Consider the following 24,376-nt stretch of genomic DNA (forward strand, 5'->3'; position numbering starts at 1 on the left):
GTATTACCTCGGTTTAAGGCCATATAATGAGCAAAGTAAATTAAAATCCACTCCATATTTGTTCATTGCATTCTGATGCCTTAAGTACAAAATATTTAATGCTTCTATCTTATTTTCTCTTGGACCGAAGTGAATCATTTTATGGCAGTTAGGGCAAAGAGACACTATATTAAATGGGTTGTCTAAACTTGTTTTAAAATAATCTTGCGAATGTAATGGAATGAGATGGTGAGCTTCCATAAATGGATTCCCGCTTATAGGTGAAATAAAAGTTTTATGGCTTAAGTCAAGTTCGCAATGATAATTTTCACGAATTAAGGCTTGTTTTGCTTTACTAACATCTCTTCCTGGAGTGAGTATTCTCCTTTCAGCTCTTGGAGATGCGTCTGAAAAGAGTATTGCTGTTTGATATTTTTCGTCATTAATATCAGTTTTTCTTATGATGAAATTATTTTCTATCTCATTTTGGAAGTCATGCCATGTATTTTGAGGGATGAAACCTACAACAGGGTAATTAAAGTTTTCACGCGTATATATTATAAAGATATCTCCAGTGTTTCCGTAAAAGTCCAAAGCCTTGTTCATATATAGTCTTAGTTCCAAACCGTGCGATTTTGGATAAACAGCCAATAAATAGCCTTCTGTAAAAGAATTAAATTTTTTATTTAAAATATAAAATAATCGTCTATCCTCACTATGGCTGGCTTGAAAAGTTCCACGACGTGAAAAGTTGAGTAAATTATAATGGGTAGCAAGTATTTTTTTTTCATTGCTGTCTAGTGTAATGCTTTTATCACCAGTCGCTTCTCTAGCGGTAACAAATGAGTATGCTCCGGCTTCAGCGCCGAGTAGATCTAGCTGTTCCTGTGTCATTAATGGCATATTATACTCCAAATCAATTTGGATACTTAGCTATGAATTTATTATAACCATTTCATAATGTGAAGACTTTTAAAATCTAAACACCTCCCTCCGATGCCACTCCACAAACCTCTCACCTGGATAATTCCGTTTCACCACCGGCAGCGCAATTTGCTTCCCTGCAAAATCCCAGAACAACCGCCCAACGATCCCATTCCCATTCACCGCCTCTGACACCAGCACCCGCATACTCTCATCCAGCCCAATAGATCCTTTATCAAACGCCTTATGATGAATCGCACACAGCGCCAGTCCGTTCGGGATCTCACACGGCCCGCCAAACTGCTTCCACTTAATATGCGCGGCTTCGAGTCCTACTGAGGCGTTATCATGCCGCATGTTGAATCCGCAGATCGCACACTCGTAGTTGTAAGCACGCAGAACCTGCTGACGGAACAAGGGATCGCGAACCTTACGGATCTGCTGGATATCAAAACCCATCTCATCCGCGAGCTCTTCCTGAATGCTTTCAGGAAAGTGCGCTTCAAGGATCTGCTGCGCCAGCGAGCCGATCAGCTTTTTGTTCCTACTCAGCAGCGCAAAGTGGTCTTCATCAAACCCGCCTGCGACGTTATGTTCCACAAGTTCTTTAACAGGCGGTTGCTTACTGCCAGTGGTCGAACAGAACTCAGTATTCTTCAGATCCCAAAATCCGTCCCTCTTGAGCCGCCAGAAGGGCATATTTGGGTAATGCGCCTTCCGCTGTGGGCCAAAGCGTTCTAACAGGCTAAGCAGCTGTTCGTGGACCTCAGTTCCGTAATCAAACAGTCGCGCATGCCCCTGCTGATAGTTCGCCAGCACGTAGAGAAGCAATAAGGGCTTATGCGGCGCACGTTGTTCGCCTTTGCGCCAGATGGTGATGTCGGCAATCGCCTGTTCGAGAGTTTTGCTGGAAGCCATCGCGTTACGGAAGAAGGTAAATAAATGCGATGATGCTCGCAAAACCCAGACCAATCAACCCGCAATCAACAAAAACATGACCTTACCGCAAAGAACTCTATTTCCTGAATCCCCCTCGCAAATTCCAAATTTCCCCCAACCCAAACCGCTGTATCTATATTCAGCCCTATATAATGAGCACCAGAAATTACGCCAAACGGCGAAAGGAAGTATCAAGGAATATTTAACGAAGAATTCGCGATATGAAGGTGCTGCAACACCCCCATACCGCTAACCACAACCAACTAGAATGGAGTTGTATATGGCTGCGACGAATTTTAAGCCAGAGTTTACTGTTTGCAAAACAGAATCAGACGCTTTCACCGGCATGATTGAAAACCGCGACCTGGTGCGCAAAAACAGCGCCCGCCGTCTGCACGGCAACCAGCCCAACGCGGCGCCCGTCCATCCTCGCGCGGAAACGCCGCAGGACAGTGCAGCCTGCTGCGAACTTTATTCCCGCATAGATATGAAATACCTTCTTCTGGGCGGCGAGTGGTTAACCCGTGCAGGCTTTATCGACGGCATGCCCGTAAAAATCCGCGCCATGAAAGACTGCATTGTGATTACGCCGCAGCATACAAGAGAATTATGGGGATGCCTGGAGGGTATGAGTGTGGTGAATATAAATAAAAAGAAAGTGGCGCAGTGGTTGAAGACCTTTCCGGGAGCGCTGAATGATACAGGCGATATACCGGCTGTTAAGCGTGGAACAGGGCAGGCGATGTCGGAGTAACTGTGTTTCCCATCTAATGTAACGCTTGAAGCAATAAAACGGGCATGTCATCTCATGCCCGTTTTAAGTAAAAATCAATCACGCTTAACCTGCTCTTTCACAGCCTTAACCAGCGCAGTGTGAAGTTTGCCGACGGTTAAATCACATATAACAGGTTCGGGTATGCCACGTACCCAGCGGATAAACCGACAGATGCCAAAAAAGTCTATGCCTTCACCCGTAAACAGATACTCATTCTCTGCGAGAGAGAACGTTTTCCTGTAGCCATCTTCTTCCGTGGCAAGCTGAACGCCAAACGCTTCTTCGCAGTCTTCCAGTAGGTCTTCGCCGTCGATACCGCAAATATGCAAATCGGCCTCAATCAACGTATTGCTATCGATAGGTTTACGATGCTCACCTGAGGAGTTTCGAACAACCTCAATGACTTGAGAGAGTGTGGGTTACATAATGATGCTCTCCTTTAAGGCGGTAGAAATAATCGCCAGCGCTTCCCGGCGGCGCTCCGCTTGGTCGGACCGACAAGCACAACGTTACCTCGGCCCGAGAAATGTTAAAGTCGTTTCAGGCAATCGCCATATGATTCCAGGCATCTCTGTAAACGATATTCCCGTCACAGTGTTTCCAGGTGATTGCCTCATATCTTAGCTCGATCGTCTCTGTATGCGTTCCTGTTCCAGAACCCGGGAACAGATTTGGCGTGATACCCGTGATTTTTACATTCTCCAGGATAATGTTGAAATATTCTCTCTCGATTCCTGCATCATCAATTTGGTACATTTTTATCGTAGCCGATTTCAGTGTTTGGTTTTCACACAGTGCCCTGATGAGAACCGGTGTCGTTTTATCAAACTCTTTCTGAATGGCAATCGGTGTATGTACGCGGGTACCTGTTAGTCGGCCTGTATTTTCACTCACAGGAATAGTGAGGTGATGAGCGACTGCCTTTAATTCAATAGCACCAAACCGGCCGGACACCATGGAACCTCCTACGACGGGTGAGCCATTAGCATCGGTTAACCAAAGATACGCTGGATTTGACATAATTATTCCTCATCTATATTTACAAAAGAAGGTAGGTGCAACATCGCCACGACCCATATGAATAAGCCAATAATTTTCAGCGGCCAGGGTTCAAGGACAGCTATACAAGCAAATGCACCGATGATCAGTAAGGGACCTGATAACACATCCAGGATCCCGCCAAAAATACGTATCTTTCCTGGCAGTAATTTATTCATTACTATTGAAATAATGTAAGCGCTTAGGGTAATTATGCAAAAGGCGATTGTTTTATCATTCCAGGTTTCGAATTCAACCCAGCTAAGAATATAGGCTATAACTAAATATGAGCAAAGAAGCAGGTTTATAATGGGGATGATAAACTTACTCATACGCGCCTGCCGTAGTTTGTGCAGTTAGTTTTTCATTAACTTTCTTCATGATCTGATTAAATACAGATTTTCCTTCTGAATAACCTACATGGATAGCATCTACGAAAGGCTGTACGGCATCAGCGAACAGAAAATAAAGTAGGTCGTAGTCTCTGGGTCTTAGAAGTTGATATACCTCTGGGGCTTCGGCTTTGAGTCTGTCAGATGTTCTGATTGATCGTTCAGCCATTCCCCCAAACAAAAGGAGCGTGCTCAGTGCCGTGATTGGGTTGCCTTTCCCTTTAAAAACAAGAAACGTAAAGGAAGTTCTTTCAATAACATGTTTCGCGATAGTAGATGCAATAATATTGGTTGATACTCTACCTGCGATTGAAGTCATTACAGATCTGTATATTTTATCCTGCTCCGCCTCAGTTAAATATCTGTTGAACGCTTCGAATATGGCTTTAACTGCATTGACAATGTTCTCGTAATTCAAAATGTCGTTTTTTATGGCAGTGAGCATTCGTATTCGTTGAGTTTCACGAGCATACCTGGTATCCGTGTCAAAGATACCATAAACCAGATATCCATAATCTAGCGGTACAGATAGCCCTCCATTTATAAGCCCAGTAACTGTATCTGGAGAAGCTATTATGTTGCATAATCTCTGGGCTATATCTTCTACATCGGCCATAATAATCCTTTAAATGTGCAATAAAGGATTTATCAATGTAATATTAATGTGACTGAAGCAATTTATTTTATCTAAACAAGAAATTAAGAATTGTTATAGGTATCAATTTTATCTTTAATGAGATAATTAGCGGCTTCATGCTAACCCCCCGCATTCCACCGCTAAATCGACTTTAACTAAACACCGGCACCCCCAGCCCAACCTTCACCTCCCTCAACGTCTCCTGCGTCACCCCCTGCGCCCGTTCTGTCCCGCGCTTTAGCATCGCCATCAGTTCCCCCTTATCCCGCAAATACATCGCCCGACGCTCCCGCATTGGCGCAATCAGCTCCTGCAGGCACGCCTCCAGCTCGTTCTTGCAAACCCGGTCCCCAAGCCCACCCGCCTGATAGTGCGCCTTCATAGCCGCCACTTTCTCCTTGTCCGGATGAAACGCGTCGAGATACGTAAACACCACGTTCCCCTCAATCTGCCCCGGATCGCTTACCTTCAGGTGGTTCGGGTCGGTGTACATGGCGCTGACCGCACGGTGAATGGTCTCTTCGCTGGCCGACAGGTGCAGCGTATTACCCAGCGATTTCGACATCTTGGCGCTGCCGTCGATGCCGGGCAGGCGGCTGGTGTCGCTCAGCATCGCCTTACAGTGGCGCAGCACCGGGGCGTGCAGCAGGCTGTTCATCTTGTGCACAATCTCGTTGGTCTGCTCAATCATCGGCAACTGGTCGTCGCCGACGGGCACGCACTCGGCCTTAAACGCGGTGATGTCCGCCGCCTGGCTGATGGGGTAGGCCATAAACCCGACCGGCAGCGAGCGGGCGAAGCCCTTCTGCGCAATCTCGTTTTTCACCGTCGGGTTACGCTCCACGCGGGCGACGGTGACGATGTTCATGTACAGCATCGTCAGCTCGGCGAGGGCGGGCAGGGCGGACTGCAGGCAGATGGTGGTCAGGTTCGGGTCGATGCCCGCGGCGAGGTAGTCGGCCAGCACTTCGGGGATGTTGTCGCGGATCTTCTGCGGGTTGCTGCCGTTGTCGGTCAGCCCCTGCAGGTCGGCAATCAGCACAAACTGGTTGTGCGTCTGCTGGAGCGCCACGCGCTGGCGCAGCGATCCGACGAAGTGGCCGAGGTGCAGCGGGCCGGTTGGGCGGTCGCCGGTGAGGATAGTTGGTGCGTTCATAAAGACTCCTTAATGGGCAGTTGCCGAAAGGGGTCTTAGATGTGTGAAAGCCGCCTTTCGGCGGCTATCTGAAAATGGGGAAAACTACTCCGTGCCGCCTTTAAGAAGGCAGCCACCAGCGGTTTACGGTGAGCACGGCGTGGTTTATGTTCATCTCTTTACCGTATCACGTCCGGCGCGAAAAACAAAAGGGCACGTCATGCTGCAATCACTCAACCACCTGACCCTCGCGGTCAGCGACCTGCAAAAAAGCGTCACCTTCTGGCACGAGCTGCTGGGGCTGACCCTGCACGCCCGCTGGAATACCGGGGCCTATCTCACCTGCGGCGATCTGTGGGTCTGCCTGTCGTACGACGAGGCGCGCCAGTATGTGCCGCCGCAGGAGAGCGACTACACCCACTACGCGTTTACCGTCGCGGAAGCGGATTTTGAACCGTTCTCGCACAGGCTTGAGCAGGCGGGCGTCACCGTCTGGAAGCAGAACAAAAGCGAGGGGGCGTCGTTCTATTTTCTCGACCCGGACGGCCACAAGCTGGAGCTGCACGTGGGCAGCCTCGCCGCGCGGCTGGCGGCGTGTCGCGAGAAGCCCTATGCGGGGATGGTGTTTACCTCAGACGAGGCTTGAGGCGCGCACCTTCAGTCTGCCCGCCAGCGTCACGTGCGTGGCAGCATCTTCCTGATTGCACAGGTACTCCACCGCCAGCCGTCCCAGTTCGCTGTAGGGCAACTGAATACTGGTCAGCGGCGGGGTGAGCTGCTCGGAGATCTTCTGGTCGTCGTAGCCCGCCAGCAGCATGTCCTGCGGGATGCGCACGCCGTTCACCGCCAGTGCCTGATAGCAGCCAATCGCCAGCCAGTCGCTGGCGCAGAAGATGGCGTCCGGACGCTCGGCCAGTTCCAGCAGGGAGGTGGTGGCGGTAAAGGACTCGCTGAACTGCCAGTTGGTCTGGCGCACCAGGTCGTCGTCGCACGCGAGTCCGGCCTGCTGCAGCGCCGCCTGGTAGCCCGCCAGACGCTGGCGCGAGGCCTCCATCCAGCTCTCGCCGGTAATGTGGGCGATGCGCGTGGCCCCGCAGGCGATGAGGTGTTTAGTCACCTGGAAAGCGTTGGCGTAGTCGTCCGGGATAAACGACGGCAGCAGCGGCGAGCCGGGGTCGCGCTGGTTGAGCAGCACCAGCGGGATGCGGGTGCAGTCCTGGAAGGCCGTCATGTCCACCAGCGTGGTGACCGGAGACGCGAGAACAATCCCGATGCAGTTGCGCTTCTCCAGCTGGCGGATGATGTTCAGCGCCAGCTCGATGTCGTCGCCGTAGTCGTAGACGGTGAGCAGGGTCTCGTTACGCCACGCGGCTTCCCGCGCCTGGCTGATGGCGTCGATAAACGGGTCAAAGCTCTGCAGCGAGCTGACCAGCAGGGCGATCTCTTCCTGGTTGCGCGGGGCGTGAACGGCGGGGAGGCGGTCGTAGCCGAGCTCGGTGGCGACGCCAATCACCCGCTGGCGGGTGTCGTCGCTGAGCTTGATGTTGCGGGACTGGTTAAGCACCAGCGATACCGTCGCCTGCGACACCCCTGCCGCCCGCGCAATATCGTTCATCGTCACTTTTGTTTTTCGCTTCATCCGTCCTCTCCCTTTCGCGAATTCGCATCATACCCTAACCGCACGCTTACGCGCCGTCGATCACGTTTCTCATTCATCGAAGCGCGAACTTTGTGAGGGGCATCGCTTTTCTTCGTGCGGGAAATTGCGCATTTATCCCGCAACTAATATTTATTAGCTAAATATTATCAGTAAGAGGACACGTAATGAAAGAGCAGTGGAGCAGGGAGCAGGCACAGGCGTGGTATCAGCAGAAGGGCTGGCTGTGCGGGTTTAACTATCTGCCGTCGACGGCGGTGAACTGGACCGATATCTGGCAGGCGGAGACCTTCGACGCCGGGACGATTGACCGCGAGCTGGGCTGGGCGGAGGAGGCGGGCTACAACACCCTGCGCATCAACCTGCCGTTTATCGTCTGGGAGCACGACCGCGACGGGCTGATGGCGCGCATCGACCGCTTTTTGACGATTGCTGACGGCCACGGGTTCAGCACCATGCTGACCCTGATGGACGACTGCGGCTTCTCCGGCGACGAGCCGTACCTCGGCCCGCAAAAGCCGCCGGTGCCGGGCAAGCACAACAGCCAGGCGGCGGCGAGTCCGGGGCGTGACAAGGTGTGCGATCCGGACTGCTGGGCAGACATTGAGCGCTATATCCGCGACGTTGTCCGCCAGTTCCGCGACGATAAGCGCGTGCTGCTGTGGGATCTCTACAACGAGCCGGGCAACCGCGGCATTTTCGCGACCGGCACGCAGGAGGTGCAGTACGACGCGAAGCTGGAGACCTGCGCTCACGAGTTGATGAAGCTGGCGTTCCAGTGGGTGCGTGAAGAAGATCCAACCCAGCCGCTTACCGTCTGCGCGTGGCGCCTGCCGCCGGAAGAGGAGGGCGAGACGTTCTTCCAGCATCCGCTGGACCAGACCGCGCTGGCGCTCTCGGACGTGGTGAGCTTCCACGCCTACACCCACACCGGGCGCATGACGGCGATTATCCAGCAGCTGCAACAGCTCGGACGACCGATGTTCTGCACCGAATGGCTGGCGCGCCACGTGGGCAGCACCATCGAAGAGCAGCTCCCGCTGATGTACGCGGCGAAGGTCGCGCCGTACCAGTGGGGGCTGGTGCGCGGCAAAACCCAGACGTGGCTGCCGTGGCCGGTGGTGATGAAGGAGTCCACGGACTACTGCCGTCTCTGGTTCCACGACGTGTTTGAGGAGAACGGCATTCCGTTCTCGCGCCGTGAAATCGCCCTGATGCAGCAGCTGCGCAAGATCGCCCCACAGGCGCAGGACTAATAATATCGACCCGGCGGTCCACCGCCGGGCAACCAGGCAGGCATATAACAATGGCAACGACAATGAAAATACCGTCTCGCGAGCTGTGGTCTTATTTTGGTTATGGTTTAGGTCAGTGTTTTAGCTTTGGTTTAGTGGGTTCGTTTATTAACTATTTTTACACCGACGTGCTGGGGATCTCGGCGCTGGCGGCGAGCACCATCTTCCTGATTGCCCGCGCGTGGGACGCGGTTCACGATCCGCTGTTTGCCAGCATTATGGATACCATTAACAGCCGGTTCGGCAAGTTTCGCCACTTTTTGCTGATCGCCCCGCTGCTGATCACCGGCGTCACGCTGCTGTCGTTCTATAAAATCGAAGCGGACATGACCACCAAAATCCTCTACGCCGGGGTGACCTACATCCTGTGGGGGACGCTGTACGCCATCTCCGATATCCCGTTCTGGTCGATGTCGTCGGTGATGACCAACGACTCCGGGCAGCGCACCCGCGCGGTGACGGCGGCGATGCTAGGGGTGAACGCCGGGATTGCCTGCGCCAACATCTTCTTCCCGAAGCTGGCGGCCTACTTCGCCCAGTACAGCAATGACAAAGGCTACTTTATGGCGGCGCTGGTGATGATGCTGGTGGGCCTGCCGCTGATGCTTAACGGCTTCATGCAGATCAAAGAGCGCGTGCCGCCGAGCCCGGAAAAGGTGACCATCCGCGACACCTTCCACAACCTGCGCCAGAACAAGCCGCTGTTTATCGTCCTGCTGTCGTTCTTCTTCTGCGTGTTCCACAACGTGGCGGGCGGGCTCTATATCTACTTCTTTATCAACAACCTGGGCGACGGCAGCCTGCAGATGGCGATTGGCGTGATGGGAATAGTCGCGGCGGTGTTGTGCCTGGTCGCCCCGATGCTGACGCGCCGGATGCAGAAGCGGAAGCTGTTTATGATCCTCTGCGGGCTGGACGTGGCGGTGCGCGTGGTGATGTGGTTTGTGGGCTATCAACAGGTGACGATGCTGTTTATTCTGCTCGGCCTGAGCACGCTGTTCGTGATGATGACCAACATCCTCACCTCGTCGATGATTGCCGACACCATCGAGTACGCGGAGTACCACACCCACAAGCGCTGCGCGGCGATCACTTTCTCCGGGCAGACCTTCACCGGCAAGATGTCGGTGGCGGTAGGCGGCGGGTTAATCGGCGTGTTTCTGACGATGATCGGCTACGTGCCGCAGGCGCAAATCCAGAGCGAGAGCGTACTGTCGGGGCTGTTCTTCGGGATTTGCCTGCTGCCGGCAATAGGGTCGCTGATTCGAATGGGCTTCATGTCGCGCTTTACCTTTACCGAGGAGAAGCACGCGGAGATTTGTCGGCTGCTGGCGGAGCGGAACGCGTCTGCGAAAGCGCCGGGTGACGGCTGCGCCTTACCCGGCCTACAGGACCAGCCCTTGTAGGCCTGATAAGCGAAGCGCCATCAGGCTTCGCTTTTTAAGATTTACAGCGACTTCACAAACGCCAGCAGATCTTCGTTAAGCTGGTCCTGGTGGGTCAGCGCGAAGCCGTGCGGCGCGTTGTCGTACACCTTCAGCGTGGCGTTTTTGATCATCTCTGCCGCCAGCTTGCCGGTGCTTTCAAACGGCACGATCTGGTCGTTGCTGCCGTGGATCACCAGCGTCGGCACGTCGATTTTCGCCATATCCGGGCGGAAGTCGGTTTCGCCGAACGCGGTCACGCAGTCGATGGTGCCCTTCAGGGACGCCAGCAGGGCGATATTCAGCGTCTGGGTCAGGGCACCGGCGGAAACGGTCTGCCCGGCGTTGGTGCCGTAGAACGGGGTGGCGAAGTCGCTGATGAACTGGGCGCGATCTTTACGCAGCCCGTCGCGAATGCCGTCGAACACGCTCTGATCCACACCCTGCGGGAAGGTGTCGGATTTGCCGAAGATCGGCGTGACCGCGCCCAACAGCGCCAGACCGGCCACGCGCGCGCTGCCGTAGTTGTTGATGTAGCGGGTCACGTCGCCGCCGCCCATGGAGAAGCCCACCAGCGTCACGTCCTGGAGGTCCAGGGTGGTAATCAGGTCGTTGATGTCGGACGCAAAGGTGTCGTAGTCGTAACCGTTCCAGGGCTGATCCGAGCGGCCAAAGCCGCGGCGGTCAAAGGCGATGGCGCGGAAGCCGCGCTCGGCCAGGTAGTTCAGCTGGCTGTCCCACATGTCGCCGTCCAGCGGCCAGCCGTGGCTGAAGAGAACCGGTTTGCCCGCGCCGCCTTCTTTATAGTAAATCTGCGTGCCGTCTTTTGCCTTAAACGTTGCCATAGTGTGTTCCTGTGCAGGTGATGGTTATGGTTATACCGGCGCGACCAGATAACGAATTGCCGGTGATGTTGTGCCCTGATGAAAAGCCAGAACGCGGCTCTGCAGCAGGAGGTCATTCATGGTGTGGCGCTCCTGCTGGCGCAGATGCTCAATCCACGAGCCCATCAGGAAGGTCTCGATAAACAGGCCGGGGCGCTCGATATCCTCGTATACCGCCCAGCTCATCGCCCCGGCGCGGCGTCGCACCCGGCGCAGCTCGTGCACTGCCTGCAAAAACGCTTTCGCGTTGTGCGGGTCGATGATGTACTCGTGCGAGACCAGCACCGGGCCGCGCTCGTTCGGCAGGTCGATCTCCACGCCGTCCAGCGGCTGGCCGCTCAGGTCGAGGTTCAATTCCGGGTCTTTCTCCAGCTTCCAGCGGAACACGGTGGCGCTTGCCAGCACCATCCCCAGCGTGGCGACAACCAGCGCGGTCGGGGTGCCGAACCGGGAGGCTATCTGCCCCCAGATGGCGCTGCCCGTGGTCATCGAGCCGAAGAACACCGTCAGGTAGACCGCCAGCGCCCGGGCCTTCACCCAGCGGGCAGCGCTGCGCTGGGCGCCCAGGTTCAGCGTCGAGAGCACCGCAATCCACGCGAAGCCGGTGAAGAACTCAAACAGGTTGAGCAGCCAGACGTGGCGCACAAACGCCAGCGCCAGCATGGTGAGGGCAAAGACCAGGCTCGCGACCACCATCAGGCGGTCGGCGTTCAGCCGTTGGCGCAGGCGCGGCAGCAGGATGGCCCCGGCAATCGCCCCCAGGCCAATGCACGCCAGCATCACGCCATAGCCTGCCGGGCCCAGGCCCAGCTCGCGGCGCGCCACCAGCGGCAGCAGTGCCCAGCCCGCGCTGCCAAAGACAAAGAACGCCACGGTACGCACCAGCACGTTGCGCAGCACCGGGGCGGCGTGCACGTAGCGGATGCCTGTGCGCACCGCAGAGAAGAAGTGCTCCGGCGGCAGACGCTGAATGGACGGGGCCGGACGCCAGCGCCACAGTACCCATGCCACGCCCACCACGGACAGCGCGTTCAGGGCAAACACCATCCACGGCCCGGCGAGCGACAGCAGGAAACCGCCCAGCGCGGGGCCAATCGCCCGGCTGATGTTCACCCCGAGCGAGTTCAGCGCCACGGCGGCGCCCAGCTCCGGCTTGCTCACCAGATCGGGCACCACGGCCTGGAACGGCGGCGAGCTCATCGCCGCCCCTACGCTCAGCAGAAACGTCGCCACCAGCAGCACGGTCGGGGTGACGTGTCCGGTGAAGGAGAGCGCCGTCAGCCCGGCGGCTGCGATGAACACCCACAGCTGGGAGAAAAGCAGGTATTTACGTCGGTCAACGATGTCCGCCATCACCCCGGACGGCAGGGCGAAGAGGAACATCGGCAGGCTGCTGGCCGCCTGCACCAGCGCGATATCCAGTGGGTCGGCGCTCAGGGTCAGCATGCTCCAGTTGATGCCGACGTCGCTCATCCATGAGCCGACGTTAGAGACCACCGTGGCGATCCACAGCATGCGGAACACCGGCTGGCTCAGCGGCTGCCAGGGTGAAACCGTCGGTGCGGGCGTCGTCTCGACGTGTGCGTCGCGAACGTCGTTAACCTGGGTCATGCGAACCTCTCCGTTGCCTTACGCTGCAGCCGCCACTGGCCCGGCCCGGTGAGAGCGAGAGTGGTGAAGATAATCAGCAGCAGCCAGCCAAACTGCCCTTCGGCAATCGACCAGTTCGGGTGGACCGCCAGCATCGCCACCAGCAGCACGGCGATAATCGGCAGGCACGCCAGGCGGGTGTAGACGCCCGCAATGATCAACAGCGGGCAGATCACCTCGGCGACAATCGCCGGGATCAGGCTCGCGTAAGGCCCGAAGCCGAACGGATCTTCAATGCGCGTCAGCTCTTCGCTGAAGTGCAGCACCTTCGGCAGGCCGTGCACGTAGAGCAGCAGCAGGCTGCCGGTCAGGCGCAGGAAGAACAGACCCAGGTCGATCCGGGGCGGCATAGTGGTGTTTTTCATCAGAATGCAAAGCAGCTGCAGCCCAGCGCCCCCCAGAAAGCGTTATCGTCGGACACCGGCATCGCTGACGTGCGGGCGAAATCGTGCTGGTGGCTGTGAACCCCGCACGGGCCGCTGCAGTGGTGGACGGCGCTCATACCCACGCGTGCGGCCTGCGGCGGCGCGCTGCGGTAGTGGCCCGGCACCTTGACCACCGGTGACCACTCGGGCAGGACCGGGATGGCCGGCGGCGCGAGCGGGCCAAAGCTGCCCGCGGCGTAGACGATATCGCCGTTGACCACCGTAAGAACGGACTCGATGCCCTTGATCTCCTCTTCCGGCACGCGGAAGTAGTCTTTGCTCAGCACCGCCAGGTCGGCGAGCTGGCCGACTTTAATCTGCCCCTTCTGGTTCTGCTCGCTGGAGAACCACGCGCTGCCCTGGGTCCAGAGCATCAGGGCGGTATCGCGATCCAGACGGGCACTGTGGTCGTACATCTGCATTCCGCCGACGGTACGGCCGGAGACCAGCCAGTAGAGCGCGGTCCACGGGTTGTAGCTCGCCACGCGGGTGGCGTCCGTCCCTAAGCCCACCGGCACGCCGGTCTCGAGCATTTTCGCCACCGGCGGCGTGTGGCGGGTGGCTTCGATGCCGTAACGCTCGGCAAAGTACTCGCCCTGGAAGGCCATGCGGTGCTGGACGGCAATGCCGCCGCCGAGCGCTTTGATGCGGTCGATGTTGGCCTGTGACACGGTTTCCGCGTGGTCGAAGAACCAGTGCAGGCCGTTGAACGGAATGTCGCGGTTCACCTTCTCGAAGACGTCCAGCATGCGGCTGATGGATTCGTTATAGGTGGCGTGCAGGCGGAACGGCCAGCGGTGCTCCACCAGATGGCGTACCACGCGCTCCAGCTCGTCCTCCATGCCCGGCGCGAGATCCGGGCGCGGTTCGAGGAAATCTTCAAAATCGGCGGCAGAGAAGACCAGCATCTCGCCCGCGCCGTTGTGGCGGAAGAAGTCGCTGCCCTGGCCCGGCGTGAGCATGTCGGTCCATTTTTCAAAGTCTTCCAGCTCGTGGCCCGGGCGCTGGGTAAAGAGGTTGTAGGCGATGCGGATGGTCATCTGCTTTTTCGCGTGCAACTCGGCGATCACCTCATAATCTTCCGGGTAGTTCTGGAAGCCGCCGCCCGCGTCGATGGCGCTGGTCAGCCCCAGACGGTTGAGCTCGCGCATGAACTGGCGGGTGGAGTTGACCTGCTGCTCCAGCGGCAGCTTCGGCCCTTTGGCCAGTGTGGCGTAGAGGATCATGGCGTTCGGACGGGCAATCAGCATCCCGGTCGGGTTGCCGTTGGCGTCGCGCTGGATCTCCCCGCCCGGCGGGTTTGGCGTGTCTTTGGTGTAGCCGACCACCTTCAGCGCGGCGCGGTTGAGCAGGGCGCGGTCGTACAGGTGCAGGATGAAGACCGGGGTATCCGGCGCGGCGTCGTTAATTTCGTCGAGGGTTGGCATGCGGCGCTCGGCAAACTGGAACTCGGTCCAGCCGCCCACCACGCGCACCCACTGCGGCGACGGGGTGCGCAGCGCCTGCTCTTTCAGCATCCGCAGGGCGTCGGCCAGGGAGGGCACGCCTTCCCAGCGCAGCTCGAGGTTGTAGTTCAGCCCGCCGCGGATCAGGTGCAGGTGCGAGTCGTTGAGGCCAGGGATGGCGGTGTGGCCTTTCAAATCCACTACTTTGGTGGCGTCGCCGTGGTGTTGCATCACCTCGGCGACGGTACCCACTTCCAGAAATTTTCCGTCGCGCACGGCAACGGCTTCCGCGACAGGATTCTCGCGATCGACGGTATGAAACTGGCCGTTAACCAGAATGAGATCGGCTTTACCGAGGGTAACCATAACTGCTCCTGACTGAGAGGGGAATGGTCAGGATTATGGGAACCGGTTTCGGCAAAGATCCAGTTATACAATAGGATAGGTATACCAAAGTATAACTATACCTAAGGTTAACTATACGAAGAGATAATTACGCGCGGAGAAGGAAAACCGCAGGATGAGGGTGACTTTATCGCCGCGGTGCTCGCGGCGATTTCTACCCTTAACCACTGGAAAATGCTATGACCTCTTCAAAGCTCGAAGTGTTAACCCCTGCGAACTGTCAGATCATCTTTATCGATCATCAGCCACAGATGGCGTTTGGCGTGCAGTCGATTGACCGCCAGGTGCTGAAAAACAACACCGTGGCGCTGGCGAAAGCGGCTAAGGTGTTCAACATCCCGACCATCATCACCACCGTAGAGACCGAAAGCTTCTCCGGCAATACCTATCCTGAGCTGCTGGACGTGTTCCCGGGTCAGGACATCCTGGAGCGTACCTCCATGAACTCCTGGGACGACCAGAAGGTGCGCGACGCGCTGAAGGCCAACGGCAAGAAGAAGGTCGTGGTGGCCGGTCTGTGGACCGAAGTGTGCAACAACAGCTTTGCCCTGTGCGCGATGCTGGAAGGCGACTACGAAATTTATATGGTGGCGGACGCGTCCGGCGGTACCTCCAAAGAAGCCCACGACTACGCGATGCAGCGCATGATCCAGGCGGGCGTGATCCCGGTGACCTGGCAGCAGGTAATGCTGGAGTGGCAGCGCGACTGGGCGCGTAAAGAGACCTACACCGCTGTGATGGACATCGTGCGCGAGCATTCCGGCGCGTACGGCATGGGCGTGGATTACGCCTACACCATGGTGCATAAAGCGCCGTCTCGCCAGAAGAGCGAGCACCGCACCTTAGCACCGGTCCCGGCTCGCTAAGTCCCGTCGGCGGGCTGGTCCCTCATCCGGCTCGCCGCTGCCTCTTTCTCTGGAGTTCACGATGAGTACTGGGCTGATATCCCTTGCGGCAGGCGTGTTGATAGGCCTGATGTATGCCGTGCTGAAGGTGCGCTCCCCCGCGCCGCCCGCGCTGGCGCTGATTGGTCTGCTGGGGATGCTGGCGGGTGAACAGGCGACGCGCCATCTCTTATCCCGCGACGGCGCCCCACCTCCTAAGGTGACCGTTCCGCAGGCGGCAACGCAGACGGGAGCGTCATCATGAAAGCATGGATAATTTCGCTGGTGTGCGGCGTGGTTGCTGGGGTAATTTACGCTCTGCTCGACGTCCATTCCCCGGCACCGCCGGTTGTCGCCCTGCTTGGCCTGTTCGGCATGCTGGTGGGCGAACAGCTTATCCCGGTGGGACGACGTTTACTGAGTCGCGAACCGCTCACCCTCGCCTGGTTTCGTCACGAATGCGTACCGAAAATCAGCGGCACGGCGCCCCCTGCGCCCGCGAAGGACCCTCGCGACGTTAAATGACTGGTTAGAGGAAAAACAGCATGACGCTGCCGTGGCGCATTGCCATCATTGATGACGAACGTTCCGTCCGCAGCGGGTTGAGTAATCTCCTGGAGTCGGAAGGCTATTCAACCGACACGTTTGATTCGGCAGAGGTATTTCTGAGCCATCCGCTTGCCCTGTCCGGCGCGGCGCTGGTGATCACCGATATCAAGCTCCGGGGCATGAGCGGCCTTGAGCTGTTTGACAAGCTGCGGCTGCTGGCCGTACCGCCTCCGCCCGTGCTTTTTATCTCCGGTCATGCTGATGAAAATATGCAGCGGTACGCTCTCGGTCTGGGCGCCGCTGCTTTTTTGCGTAAGCCGATTAACATCGATATTCTGCTGGATCATATTCAGCGGGAGCTGGCCCGCCGACAATAAGGATCGCGGATGAACGAACACGAGCAGCCTGCATTCTGGCCCGCCCAGGGAAATCTTCACCAGGGGCGGGTTTTTGTCCTTAAAGAGGATGTGATTTTTACCGTGCTGGCGCAGGAGGGCGGAATCGCCTGGATGCACGCGCGACATCCTCATTCCGGCGGCTCGTTCATTATCGCCACCGCGGTCAGCGACGAAGAGGAAGAGCGGGCCACCCGGCTGCTGAAAAACGAGTTTGCGCTGCGTGACGCGCTGCAGGATAGCTGGGCCATTCGCGCCGTCGCGTCCACCCAGTACCGGGGACGCTTCGCGCTGGTGTACGCCCCGTTTTCGTTTGAGCTGCTGGCGCGGCGCGCGGGCAGGGCGATCTCGGGGATCGCGCGCTTTATCGAGCTGGCGATCCAGATCTGCGTTCCTCTGCGCCAGATGCATCTGCAAAACCTGATCCACGGCGATATCAAGCCCGGCAATATTTTTGTTCATCACGATGCCACCTGCCGTCTGGGCAGCTTTGGCCTTTCATGCAGCCTCTCCGGCGCCTTCGCGCAGACCCGGCTTGCCATTTCAGGCGGCACGCCGGCGTATATGTCCCCGGAGCACACCTCCCGCACCCAGCGCCCCGTCGATGGCCGCAGCGATCTCTACAGCCTCGGCGTGGTGCTGTATGAACTCCTGACCGGACGCCTGCCGTTTGAACGGGGGGAGGACGATCGGACCAACTGGGCGCACTACCATATTGCCTCGGCGCCGCTGGCCCCGGACGCGATACGCCCGGACGTGCCGGGAATGCTGTCGACCATCATCCTGAAGCTGCTGGAGAAGCACCCGGATAACCGCTACCAGACGGTTGACGGGCTGATTGCCGACCTCCGCCGCTGCCAGGCGACGTTGACCGGTGAGGGCGAGATCGTTGCCTTTACCCCCGGCCAGCAGGACCGCATCCCGGCTATTCTTCTGGCGGACTCGCTGTTCGCGACGCATCCGCAGGCGAATGACGTCATTGCCGCGTTTGAGCGGGTGGGGGAGAACCGCGTGCCGGAGCTGGTGACCATCGGCGGGCCGTCGGGGATCGGCAAATCCTCCATCATTGCGACGGCGTTAAAAACGCTCCAGCAGCGTACGGTGCTGCTGGCGGTGGGCAAAGTGGATCAGTTTTCACCGTCATTGCCCTACGGCGTATTAAGCTCCGCATTCCGCCCCCTGACCCTGCACCTGCTGGGCCTGCCGGCAGACGAGGTGGCGAAGTGGAAAATCCGTCTTTCTCGCGCCCTGGAAGGACACGAGGCGCTGGCCGTGAGCCTCGTGCCCGAGCTGGGCCTGCTGCTTGAGCGCAAACCGCGCTTCCCGGCGGATACGTTTTCCATTGATGCCCGGGCGCGCTTCAGCCATATGGTGCTGGCGCTGGTGAAAACCTTTGCCTCGCAGGGCTGCCCGCTGGTGCTGGTACTCGACGATCTCCAGTGGAGCGACGCCGCCAGCCTGCATACGCTCAACTATCTGCTGGTGAACTGCGGCGCGATCCCGCTGCTGGTGGTTGTGGCGCACCGCGACATCGGTTCGTTGTCCGAACCCACACTGCAACAGCAGCTGGCGAGCCTGCCGGAGGCGGCACAGCACGCGAGCGAAATTGTCCCGCAGGCGCTCTCTGTCAAAGCCGTGTCCCGCTGGCTGGGGACGGTATTTCGTACCCGCAGCACGGCGACGACCGACCTCGCCACGCTGATCCATGAAAAGACCGGGGGCAACCCGCTCTTTGTTCACGAATTTTTCCGCCGCATCGTCGATGACGGGCTGGTGGTGCACAACAAATATCAGGACAAGTGGCACTACGATCTGCAGGCGATCCGCGCCCGGCATTACACCGAAAACGTCGTCACCCTGGTGCTGGAGAAGCTGGAAGAGCTGCCCGACGAGACGCGTCGCCTGCTGGGCAGCCTTGCCTGCCTCGGCGGCACGGGCGAAATGGAGATGATCTGCCGCGTGGTTGGTATATCGATGGCGGAAATGCGCTACGCGCTGCATCCGGCGGTCATGGCGCAGCTGATCGTGCTGACGGAGAAAGCGTACTCCTTCACCCACGACCGGGTGCAGGAGGCCGCCTTTGCGCTGCTGGATCGGCATGAGAAAAGCCATCTTCATCTGACCACCGCCAGCCTGCTGGCCGACGCCGCGCGGCAGGCGGCGGGGAACGAGCTGCTGTTCCGCGCCGTACATCACGTCACGGCCGCGCTGGACAGCATCCAGCCTGCCCCGCAGCGCCAGATGTTCCGCGAGCTGAGCCTGCTGGCCGCGCGACGCGCGAAACGCTCGGGGGATTATCTCTCGGCGCTAAGCTATATCCAGACAGCCCGAGCGCTGGGCAACGCCGGGACGGTGTCAGACTTTATGCTCGATATCGAAGAGGCGGGCTGCGAGTTTGCGCTGGGGCACCTGGCGCGCACCCGCGAGCTGTGTGACGCCATTCTCGGGTGCCCCGGCGGGCTGACCGAAAAGGCGCTGGCGGCCAATCTGCTGGTGGAAGTGTACATTCGCCAGTCGGACAGCCGTCTGGCGCTGGAGGCGGCGCTCTGCTGGCTGGGGGTCTTTGGTATTCAGATCGGCCGCTATCCGGAAGATGCCGACTGCGACGAGGCCTGGGAACACTTCTGTAACCGCGCGGGCGACGCGCCGCAAACCCTGTTTGCCCCGCTCTCGCGGATGGATAACCCGGAAACCGAAGCGGTGATGAACCTGCTCTACAGCGCCAGCATTTGCGCCAGCTTCATCTGTCCGCGCCTGCACTTTTTACTGCTTTGCCGCATGATGCACCTGACGCTCGACCACGGTATTACCGGCGCCTCCACCACGGCGATGGCCTGGTTTGGCGTGCTGATGGGCCACCGCTACGCCGAGTATCGCCTCGGCTTCCAGTACGGCACGCTGGCCCGCGAACTGGTGAATCGCCACGGCTACGACGCATTCGAAGCTAAAACCCTGCTGCCGCTCGACCAGCTCAGCGTCTGGACCCAGCCTTTATCGTTTACCATCGAGTGCGCGAAGGCCTGCTTTACCTCGGCGGTGACCCACGGGGATATGACGATGGCCTGCTTTGCGGCCTGCCACCAGGTCATTAATTTCCTCTCCCGGGGCGATCACCTTGACGGGGTGCTGACCAGCATCGATCGCGGCCTGGCGTTCGTGCGTAAAACCCACTTCCAGGACGTGGAGACCATTTTGATGGTCCAGCGCGGCTACGTTGAGTTCCTGCGCACGCCGGTTATCGGCACCTGGACCGCATCGCAGGTGCTGCCGGAGGCGTTGCTGCCCGCGTCGCCGGAGCAGGCACCGGAGCAGACCTCCACCATGCTGTTCTGGTACTGGCTCTACCGCGGCATGGCGCACTTTACCTGCGGCGAGTATGCCGACGCGCAGGCGGATCTGGAGATGGCGGGGTGGTACGCGTGGTCTGCGCCGGGGCACATCCATCTGCTGGATTACCATCTTTACAGCGCGCTGGCGCTTTCCCGTCAGTTAACGCCGGAGACCTTCTCAGCGAACCACCGCCGCAGCATTCACGCTCACTATGACAAAATCGCCCTCTGGGCGCGCATTAATCCCGGCACGTTCGCGGATAAAGAGGCGCTGATCTACGCCGAAATCGTGCGTCTGGACGGGATGAACAGCATCGCGCTTGAGCAGTATGAGAAGGCGGTCCGGCTCTCCCGCGAGGGCGGGTTTAATCCGATTAATGCCCTGGCTCACGAGCTGGCGGGCCGCTTTGCGCTGGCCTGCGGCTATCCAACCGCCTCGGACGCACACTTCCGTGGCGCAATTGCCGCCTGGGGCCGGGCGGGCGCGCAGGCCAAGGTGCGCCAGCTGGAGCAGGATTTCCCGCATCTGCTGGCTTCAGGGCAGGCGAGCGCCTATGACACGGTGGCGTTCGCCCAGAACGAGACGATCCGCGATCTGCAGAGCGTCATCAAAGCCTCCCGCGCGCTGTCGGAAGAGATCAATCTTGAGCGCTTAATCGAAAACCTGATGACGATCCTCCTCGAACGCGCCGGGGCGCAGCGCGGCCTGCTGCTTCGCGTGAGCGATAACCTGATCCCGGAGATCGAGGCCAGCGCCTGGACCAGCACTGAAGGCGTGCGGGTGCGGATCCTGAAAGACGTGCCGACGGCGACCGACATGCCCCTGTCGGTGCTGGCGGCGGTGATCCGCACCGGGCAGGAGATCCGCACCGGTAAGCCGGAGGAGTTTCACCCCTTCAGTCAGGATCCCTATCTGGTGACCTCGGGGGCGGCCGTCATGTGCGTCCCGATGTTCAAGCAGGCGCGGCTGGTGGGCGTGCTCTACCTGGAAAACCGCCTGATGCCGGAAGTCTTCACCGCCGAGCATTCTCGCGTGGTGAGCCTGCTGGGGGCGCAGGCTGCGGTCTCCCTGGAGACGGCGCGGCTGTACGCCGAGCTGCTGGGGGAGAACATCCAGCGCCGTCGGGTGGAAAAAGAGCTGCGCGCCAGCCAGACCTCGCTGATGCTGGGCGAGCAGATTAGCCACACCGGCAGCTGGCGCTGGGAGCTGGAGCAGGATCTGATGTTTGTCTCGGAGGAGTACGCCCGCATCCTCGGCCTGCCCGAGCAGCAAAAGATGATCTCCATGGCGGAATTTTTGACCTTCGTTCATGAAGACGATTACGCCCGCATCAGCACCATCGTCACGCAGAGCGTGCGCGAAGGGCTCTCCATGCGCGCGGAGTTTCGGGTGAAGCGTACCGACGGTTCTACGCGCTATATCCTCGGGATTGGCGATCCGGTGGGCGTGGGCAGCGAGGTGAATGAGTATTACGGCATCATCACCGATATCACCAGCCAGCGCGCCGCGGAGGATGCCATGCGGGTGGCGCAGGCGGATCTGGCGAGGGTGTCCCGCGCCACCACCGTAGGGCAGCTGACCTCCTCTATCGCCCATGAGATCAACCAGCCGCTGATGTCGATCGTCTCTAACGCCGGAGCGAGCCTGCGCTGGCTCAGCCGGGAGCCAGCCCGGCTGGATAAAGTGCGGGAAGGGCTGGAAGAGATCGCCGCGGAAGGCGCGCGGGCGGGGGAGATCATTCGCAGCATCCAGTCCCTGACACGCAAGCAGGATCCCACCTTCTCGCGCATCGATCTGCACTATCTGATCCACCATATCATCGCGCTCTCCCGCAGCGAGCTGGAGCAGCGACACATTAGCGTTGATTACCTGTTGAAGGCGCAGGACAGCTTTATCACCGGCGATAGCGTGCAGATCCAGCAGGTGCTGCTTAACCTGGTGATGAACGCCGTTGAGGCGATGGCCGAGGTGAAGGATCGCGCCTGCACCATCACCCTCAGCACCAGCAACGCGGACGGGAAAGCGATCGTTGAGATCGCCGATACCGGGAGCGGCATTGAGCCCGAGCGGCTGGAGCAGATTTTTGACTCGTTCTACTCCACCAAGCCACAGGGAATGGGGATGGGGCTGACCATCAGCGCCAGCATCATTGAGCGCCACTGCGGGAAGCTGAGCGCGCGCCGCCGGGAGCCTTACGGCACGGTATTTGCCTTTGCACTGCCGCTGGCGGTACAGGAAGGGTAAACGTTACTCCGCAGGCTGGCTTTTGGTCAGGCGCTCAACGGCCCTGACCAGCTCTGCCACGGAGCGCACCTGCATTTTCTCCATTACGCGGCGGCGATGCACTTTCACCGTGATCTCACTGACGCCCAGCTCGGCGGCAATTTGCTTATTCAGCATGCCGCTTATCGCCAGCGTGAGCACCTCGTGTTCGCGCGGCGTGAGGGAGAGATGGCGCTGCTTCAGGGCGTAGTGCTCTTTATTGCGCTCGGCGTTGTTTTCCGCCAGCTGCAGCGCGGACTCAATGGCGTCGATAAGCGCGGTGGATTCGACAGGCTTGGTGAGAAATTCGTAAGCGCCGCCTTTTATGGCGCGCACCGACATCGGAATGGTGCCGTGGCCGGTGAGAAAGATAATCGGGATTTCACGCCCGCTGTCCTTGAGGGCATCTGCCACCTCAAAACCCGAGATGGTGGGCATCTGCATATCGAGGACCACGCACGAGGGGAGCTCTTCAAAGCGGTGCTGAAGAAACGCTTCTGCCGATGAAAAGCCGATGGCGTTTAAGTCTGCGGATTCCAGCAGCCCAATTACGGACTGTCTGACTGCGTCATCGTCATCAACCACATACACAATGTGTTCCATTCACCGCCCCGGTGCTGATTTACATGTCGAGGATGCAAACAGCCCCCAGGAGTGACGTAAGAGACTGTTTATGCTGACTTTCATCTTAACACATTAATTATAATTATCATTTAACAATATGATAATCATATGAAGTATAGCGATCCGTGACCGGGCGAGTTCAGGAACGAAACGCTGATGTTATGCACCGACAAGCTCAATCCGGTTGCCGTCCGGGTCCGCGATCACCGCTTCATAGAAGCCGTCTCCGGTCATGCGCGGGGCGCTGAGCAGCGTGCCGCTGGCCTGCGCCCGTTCGGCCATGTCGTCCACCTGCGCCTTGCTGCCGACGTTGATGGCAATATGCGCCCAGCCGATAAACTCCGGGTGTGACGGGGCTGCGGGCAGGTCCGGCAGCGTCATCAGCTCGATGGTCGGTCCGTCATTCAGCGTAATAAAGTGTGATTCAAACCCGGGACGATTTTTACTGACGTAGCGTTCGTTGCTGCGGCCATTAAAAACCGTTTCCCAGAACTGAACCTGGGCGTTCAGGTTTCGGGTCCACAGTGCAACATGGGCAATATGCATAAGCTCCCTCGTGATTTGTCGGTGAGGACTTTGATCGGTAAAACAGGCTACACTCTGGTTTTGAGCGCGACAAGCTGAGGAAATAACAATGCACTACACACTGAAAGAAAGCGACAAGGAAAAGGCGGAAGGGTCAAACGGCGCGGGCGCTCTGCAGCAAAAACTGCTGGAGTCTCGTTCGATTGTGATCTCCGGTGAGATCAACCAGGAGCTGGCGCAGAAAGTGATCACCCAGATGATCCTGCTGCAAAGCGTCAGCAACGATCCGATCAAGCTGTACATCAACAGCCAGGGCGGCCACGTGGAAGCGGGCGACACCATCCACGACTTCATCAAATTCATTCGCCCGGAAGTGCACGTGATCGGCACCGGCTGGGTCGCGAGCGCCGGGATCACCATCTTCCTGGCCGCGAAAAAAGAGCACCGCTACTCGCTGCCAAATACCCGCTTCATGATCCACCAGCCGCTGGGCGGCGTGCGCGGTCAGGCGACGGATATTGAGATCGAAGCGCGCGAGATCATCCGCATGCTGGATCGCGTGAACAAGCTGATCGCCGACGCTACCGGCCAGCCGCTGGAAAAAGTAAAAAAAGACACCGACCGCAACTTCTGGATGTCACCGGCGGAAGCGCTGGACTACGGCATAGTGGGTAAACTGATTACCCATTATGACGAGCTGAAGCTGGATTAAGTTTTCGCGGCGTGTTTGTGTCGGGTGGCGGCTTCGCCTTACCCGACCTACACGTGCTGGTTTGACCCATGACAAGTTCCCCCTCTGCCTT

Annotated in this window: 24 protein-coding genes; 10 read left to right on the forward strand and 14 right to left on the reverse strand. The window is 58.4% G+C overall.

The window, feature by feature from the left end:
* Positions 1 to 3: 3 nt before the first annotated feature.
* Positions 4 to 882: an HNH endonuclease gene (locus tag ACMGGU_RS00810; protein WP_420300168.1), complete on the reverse strand. Its 879-nt coding sequence runs from the start codon at positions 880 to 882 to the stop codon at positions 4 to 6.
* A 69-nt stretch (positions 883 to 951) separates the two neighbouring features.
* Entirely contained in the window at positions 952 to 1,821 is an 870-nt protein-coding gene (locus ACMGGU_RS00815) for a phosphorothioated DNA-binding restriction endonuclease (RefSeq protein ID WP_420300169.1), read from the reverse strand.
* A gap of 301 nt (positions 1,822 to 2,122) precedes the next feature.
* Here ACMGGU_RS00815 and ACMGGU_RS00820 point away from each other — a divergent pair, with 301 nt between their 5' ends.
* Positions 2,123 to 2,596, forward strand: coding sequence for a SymE family type I addiction module toxin (locus ACMGGU_RS00820; RefSeq protein WP_420300956.1), 474 nt, complete (start codon positions 2,123 to 2,125; stop codon positions 2,594 to 2,596).
* Positions 2,597 to 2,670: 74 nt separating this feature from the next.
* Here the strand turns inward: ACMGGU_RS00820 and ACMGGU_RS00825 are convergent, their stop codons facing one another.
* The 5 genes from ACMGGU_RS00825 to trpS form a co-directional block, all read right to left on the reverse strand.
* Positions 2,671 to 2,961 (reverse strand): hypothetical protein, encoded by a 291-nt coding sequence (locus ACMGGU_RS00825; protein WP_420300170.1) that lies wholly within the window; start codon positions 2,959 to 2,961, stop codon positions 2,671 to 2,673.
* Positions 2,962 to 3,157: 196 nt separating this feature from the next.
* Entirely contained in the window at positions 3,158 to 3,637 is a 480-nt protein-coding gene (locus ACMGGU_RS00830; protein WP_267215301.1) for an Hcp family type VI secretion system effector, read from the reverse strand.
* 2 nt (positions 3,638 to 3,639) lie between these two features.
* Positions 3,640 to 3,987, reverse strand: a complete 348-nt coding sequence (locus tag ACMGGU_RS00835) for a hypothetical protein (RefSeq protein WP_420300171.1) — start codon at positions 3,985 to 3,987, stop codon at positions 3,640 to 3,642.
* A complete protein-coding gene (locus ACMGGU_RS00840; protein WP_420300172.1) occupies positions 3,980 to 4,663 on the reverse strand; it encodes a hypothetical protein in 684 nt (227 codons plus the stop codon). The genes ACMGGU_RS00835 and ACMGGU_RS00840 overlap by 8 nt, the downstream gene beginning before the upstream one ends.
* Positions 4,664 to 4,835: 172 nt before the next feature.
* Positions 4,836 to 5,840 carry a tryptophan--tRNA ligase gene (gene trpS / locus ACMGGU_RS00845; RefSeq protein ID WP_420300173.1) on the reverse strand — a complete coding sequence of 335 codons (1,005 nt, stop codon included), beginning with the start codon at positions 5,838 to 5,840 and terminating at the stop codon, positions 4,836 to 4,838.
* A 199-nt stretch (positions 5,841 to 6,039) separates the two neighbouring features.
* On the opposite strand from trpS, the gene fosA reads away from it, so the two are divergent.
* Complete coding sequence (gene fosA, locus ACMGGU_RS00850; RefSeq protein ID WP_047173263.1) at positions 6,040 to 6,465, forward strand: FosA/FosA2 family fosfomycin resistance glutathione transferase; 426 nt, start codon at positions 6,040 to 6,042, stop codon at positions 6,463 to 6,465.
* Here the strand turns inward: fosA and ACMGGU_RS00855 are convergent.
* Complete coding sequence (locus ACMGGU_RS00855) at positions 6,451 to 7,458, reverse strand: LacI family DNA-binding transcriptional regulator (protein ID WP_420300174.1); 1,008 nt, start codon at positions 7,456 to 7,458, stop codon at positions 6,451 to 6,453. The two genes, fosA and ACMGGU_RS00855, sit on opposite strands and share 15 nt — an antisense overlap.
* Before the next feature lie 185 nt (positions 7,459 to 7,643).
* On the opposite strand from ACMGGU_RS00855, the gene ACMGGU_RS00860 reads away from it, so the two are divergent.
* Together ACMGGU_RS00860 and ACMGGU_RS00865 are read left to right on the forward strand one after the other, a co-directional pair.
* Positions 7,644 to 8,732, forward strand: coding sequence for a cellulase family glycosylhydrolase (locus ACMGGU_RS00860; RefSeq protein WP_420300175.1), 1,089 nt, complete (start codon positions 7,644 to 7,646; stop codon positions 8,730 to 8,732).
* 50 nt (positions 8,733 to 8,782) lie between these two features.
* Positions 8,783 to 10,177: an MFS transporter gene (locus ACMGGU_RS00865; RefSeq protein WP_063944590.1), complete on the forward strand. Its 1,395-nt coding sequence runs from the start codon at positions 8,783 to 8,785 to the stop codon at positions 10,175 to 10,177.
* A gap of 41 nt (positions 10,178 to 10,218) precedes the next feature.
* Here ACMGGU_RS00865 and ACMGGU_RS00870 read toward each other — a convergent pair whose 3' ends face one another.
* Genes ACMGGU_RS00870 through ACMGGU_RS00885 form a run of 4 tightly spaced genes read right to left on the reverse strand, consistent with a single transcriptional unit; the run spans position 10,219 to position 14,965 of the window.
* Positions 10,219 to 11,040, reverse strand: a complete 822-nt coding sequence (locus ACMGGU_RS00870) for an alpha/beta fold hydrolase (RefSeq protein ID WP_039265314.1) — start codon at positions 11,038 to 11,040, stop codon at positions 10,219 to 10,221.
* Between the two features lie 30 nt (positions 11,041 to 11,070).
* Positions 11,071 to 12,690 (reverse strand): MFS transporter, encoded by a 1,620-nt coding sequence (locus ACMGGU_RS00875; RefSeq protein ID WP_420300176.1) that lies wholly within the window; start codon positions 12,688 to 12,690, stop codon positions 11,071 to 11,073.
* Positions 12,687 to 13,094 (reverse strand): DoxX family protein, encoded by a 408-nt coding sequence (locus ACMGGU_RS00880; RefSeq protein WP_032649971.1) that lies wholly within the window; start codon positions 13,092 to 13,094, stop codon positions 12,687 to 12,689. The genes ACMGGU_RS00875 and ACMGGU_RS00880 overlap by 4 nt, the downstream gene beginning before the upstream one ends.
* The gene (locus tag ACMGGU_RS00885; RefSeq protein WP_248222557.1) at positions 13,094 to 14,965 is read right to left on the reverse strand and encodes an amidohydrolase; all 1,872 of its coding nucleotides are present in this window, start codon (positions 14,963 to 14,965) and stop codon (positions 13,094 to 13,096) included. The genes ACMGGU_RS00880 and ACMGGU_RS00885 overlap by 1 nt, the downstream gene beginning before the upstream one ends.
* Before the next feature lie 218 nt (positions 14,966 to 15,183).
* On the opposite strand from ACMGGU_RS00885, the gene ACMGGU_RS00890 reads away from it, so the two are divergent.
* The 5 genes from ACMGGU_RS00890 (at position 15,184) to ACMGGU_RS00910 (ending at position 22,406) form a co-directional block, all read left to right on the forward strand.
* A complete protein-coding gene (locus ACMGGU_RS00890; RefSeq protein ID WP_008501349.1) occupies positions 15,184 to 15,870 on the forward strand; it encodes a hydrolase in 687 nt (228 codons plus the stop codon).
* A 61-nt stretch (positions 15,871 to 15,931) separates the two neighbouring features.
* Complete coding sequence (locus tag ACMGGU_RS00895) at positions 15,932 to 16,153, forward strand: DUF1427 family protein (RefSeq protein WP_420300177.1); 222 nt, start codon at positions 15,932 to 15,934, stop codon at positions 16,151 to 16,153.
* Positions 16,150 to 16,413: a XapX domain-containing protein gene (locus ACMGGU_RS00900; protein WP_024909507.1), complete on the forward strand. Its 264-nt coding sequence runs from the start codon at positions 16,150 to 16,152 to the stop codon at positions 16,411 to 16,413. The genes ACMGGU_RS00895 and ACMGGU_RS00900 overlap by 4 nt, the downstream gene beginning before the upstream one ends.
* Positions 16,414 to 16,433: 20 nt before the next feature.
* Entirely contained in the window at positions 16,434 to 16,814 is a 381-nt protein-coding gene (locus ACMGGU_RS00905) for a response regulator transcription factor (RefSeq protein WP_008501346.1), read from the forward strand.
* Between the two features lie 9 nt (positions 16,815 to 16,823).
* Positions 16,824 to 22,406 carry a trifunctional serine/threonine-protein kinase/ATP-binding protein/sensor histidine kinase gene (locus tag ACMGGU_RS00910; RefSeq protein ID WP_420300178.1) on the forward strand — a complete coding sequence of 1,861 codons (5,583 nt, stop codon included), beginning with the start codon at positions 16,824 to 16,826 and terminating at the stop codon, positions 22,404 to 22,406.
* 3 nt (positions 22,407 to 22,409) lie between these two features.
* Here the strand turns inward: ACMGGU_RS00910 and ACMGGU_RS00915 are convergent, their stop codons facing one another.
* Together ACMGGU_RS00915 and ACMGGU_RS00920 are read right to left on the reverse strand one after the other, a co-directional pair.
* A complete protein-coding gene (locus tag ACMGGU_RS00915; protein ID WP_048028672.1) occupies positions 22,410 to 23,027 on the reverse strand; it encodes a response regulator transcription factor in 618 nt (205 codons plus the stop codon).
* 180 nt (positions 23,028 to 23,207) lie between these two features.
* Positions 23,208 to 23,594, reverse strand: a complete 387-nt coding sequence (locus ACMGGU_RS00920) for a VOC family protein (protein WP_045908085.1) — start codon at positions 23,592 to 23,594, stop codon at positions 23,208 to 23,210.
* Positions 23,595 to 23,682: 88 nt separating this feature from the next.
* On the opposite strand from ACMGGU_RS00920, the gene ACMGGU_RS00925 reads away from it, so the two are divergent.
* The gene (locus ACMGGU_RS00925; RefSeq protein WP_024909504.1) at positions 23,683 to 24,285 is read left to right on the forward strand and encodes an ATP-dependent Clp protease proteolytic subunit; all 603 of its coding nucleotides are present in this window, start codon (positions 23,683 to 23,685) and stop codon (positions 24,283 to 24,285) included.
* Positions 24,286 to 24,376 lie beyond the last annotated feature (91 nt).

Origin of the sequence: Enterobacter sp. BNK-8, assembly GCF_048685095.1 — a bacterium.
Taxonomy (GTDB): domain Bacteria; phylum Pseudomonadota; class Gammaproteobacteria; order Enterobacterales; family Enterobacteriaceae; genus Enterobacter; species Enterobacter quasiroggenkampii.

What these genes read in the sequence shown, in the direction of transcription:
- ACMGGU_RS00830 (WP_267215301.1), bottom strand. Translation starts at nt 3,637, where the DNA reads ATGTCAAATCCAGCGTATCTTTGGTTAACCGATGCTAATGGCTCACCC.
- ACMGGU_RS00900 (WP_024909507.1), top strand. Translation starts at nt 16,150, where the DNA reads ATGAAAGCATGGATAATTTCGCTGGTGTGCGGCGTGGTTGCTGGGGTA.
- ACMGGU_RS00810 (WP_420300168.1), bottom strand. Translation starts at nt 882, where the DNA reads ATGCCATTAATGACACAGGAACAGCTAGATCTACTCGGCGCTGAAGCC.
- fosA (WP_047173263.1), top strand. Translation starts at nt 6,040, where the DNA reads ATGCTGCAATCACTCAACCACCTGACCCTCGCGGTCAGCGACCTGCAA.
- ACMGGU_RS00925 (WP_024909504.1), top strand. Translation starts at nt 23,683, where the DNA reads ATGCACTACACACTGAAAGAAAGCGACAAGGAAAAGGCGGAAGGGTCA.
- ACMGGU_RS00905 (WP_008501346.1), top strand. Translation starts at nt 16,434, where the DNA reads ATGACGCTGCCGTGGCGCATTGCCATCATTGATGACGAACGTTCCGTC.
- ACMGGU_RS00890 (WP_008501349.1), top strand. Translation starts at nt 15,184, where the DNA reads ATGACCTCTTCAAAGCTCGAAGTGTTAACCCCTGCGAACTGTCAGATC.
- ACMGGU_RS00855 (WP_420300174.1), bottom strand. Translation starts at nt 7,458, where the DNA reads ATGAAGCGAAAAACAAAAGTGACGATGAACGATATTGCGCGGGCGGCA.
- ACMGGU_RS00910 (WP_420300178.1), top strand. Translation starts at nt 16,824, where the DNA reads ATGAACGAACACGAGCAGCCTGCATTCTGGCCCGCCCAGGGAAATCTT.
- ACMGGU_RS00920 (WP_045908085.1), bottom strand. Translation starts at nt 23,594, where the DNA reads ATGCATATTGCCCATGTTGCACTGTGGACCCGAAACCTGAACGCCCAG.
- ACMGGU_RS00915 (WP_048028672.1), bottom strand. Translation starts at nt 23,027, where the DNA reads ATGGAACACATTGTGTATGTGGTTGATGACGATGACGCAGTCAGACAG.
- ACMGGU_RS00875 (WP_420300176.1), bottom strand. Translation starts at nt 12,690, where the DNA reads ATGACCCAGGTTAACGACGTTCGCGACGCACACGTCGAGACGACGCCC.
- ACMGGU_RS00895 (WP_420300177.1), top strand. Translation starts at nt 15,932, where the DNA reads ATGAGTACTGGGCTGATATCCCTTGCGGCAGGCGTGTTGATAGGCCTG.
- ACMGGU_RS00885 (WP_248222557.1), bottom strand. Translation starts at nt 14,965, where the DNA reads ATGGTTACCCTCGGTAAAGCCGATCTCATTCTGGTTAACGGCCAGTTT.
- ACMGGU_RS00880 (WP_032649971.1), bottom strand. Translation starts at nt 13,094, where the DNA reads ATGAAAAACACCACTATGCCGCCCCGGATCGACCTGGGTCTGTTCTTC.
- ACMGGU_RS00860 (WP_420300175.1), top strand. Translation starts at nt 7,644, where the DNA reads ATGAAAGAGCAGTGGAGCAGGGAGCAGGCACAGGCGTGGTATCAGCAG.
- trpS (WP_420300173.1), bottom strand. Translation starts at nt 5,840, where the DNA reads ATGAACGCACCAACTATCCTCACCGGCGACCGCCCAACCGGCCCGCTG.
- ACMGGU_RS00835 (WP_420300171.1), bottom strand. Translation starts at nt 3,987, where the DNA reads ATGAGTAAGTTTATCATCCCCATTATAAACCTGCTTCTTTGCTCATAT.
- ACMGGU_RS00840 (WP_420300172.1), bottom strand. Translation starts at nt 4,663, where the DNA reads ATGGCCGATGTAGAAGATATAGCCCAGAGATTATGCAACATAATAGCT.
- ACMGGU_RS00870 (WP_039265314.1), bottom strand. Translation starts at nt 11,040, where the DNA reads ATGGCAACGTTTAAGGCAAAAGACGGCACGCAGATTTACTATAAAGAA.
- ACMGGU_RS00820 (WP_420300956.1), top strand. Translation starts at nt 2,123, where the DNA reads ATGGCTGCGACGAATTTTAAGCCAGAGTTTACTGTTTGCAAAACAGAA.
- ACMGGU_RS00865 (WP_063944590.1), top strand. Translation starts at nt 8,783, where the DNA reads ATGGCAACGACAATGAAAATACCGTCTCGCGAGCTGTGGTCTTATTTT.
- ACMGGU_RS00815 (WP_420300169.1), bottom strand. Translation starts at nt 1,821, where the DNA reads ATGGCTTCCAGCAAAACTCTCGAACAGGCGATTGCCGACATCACCATC.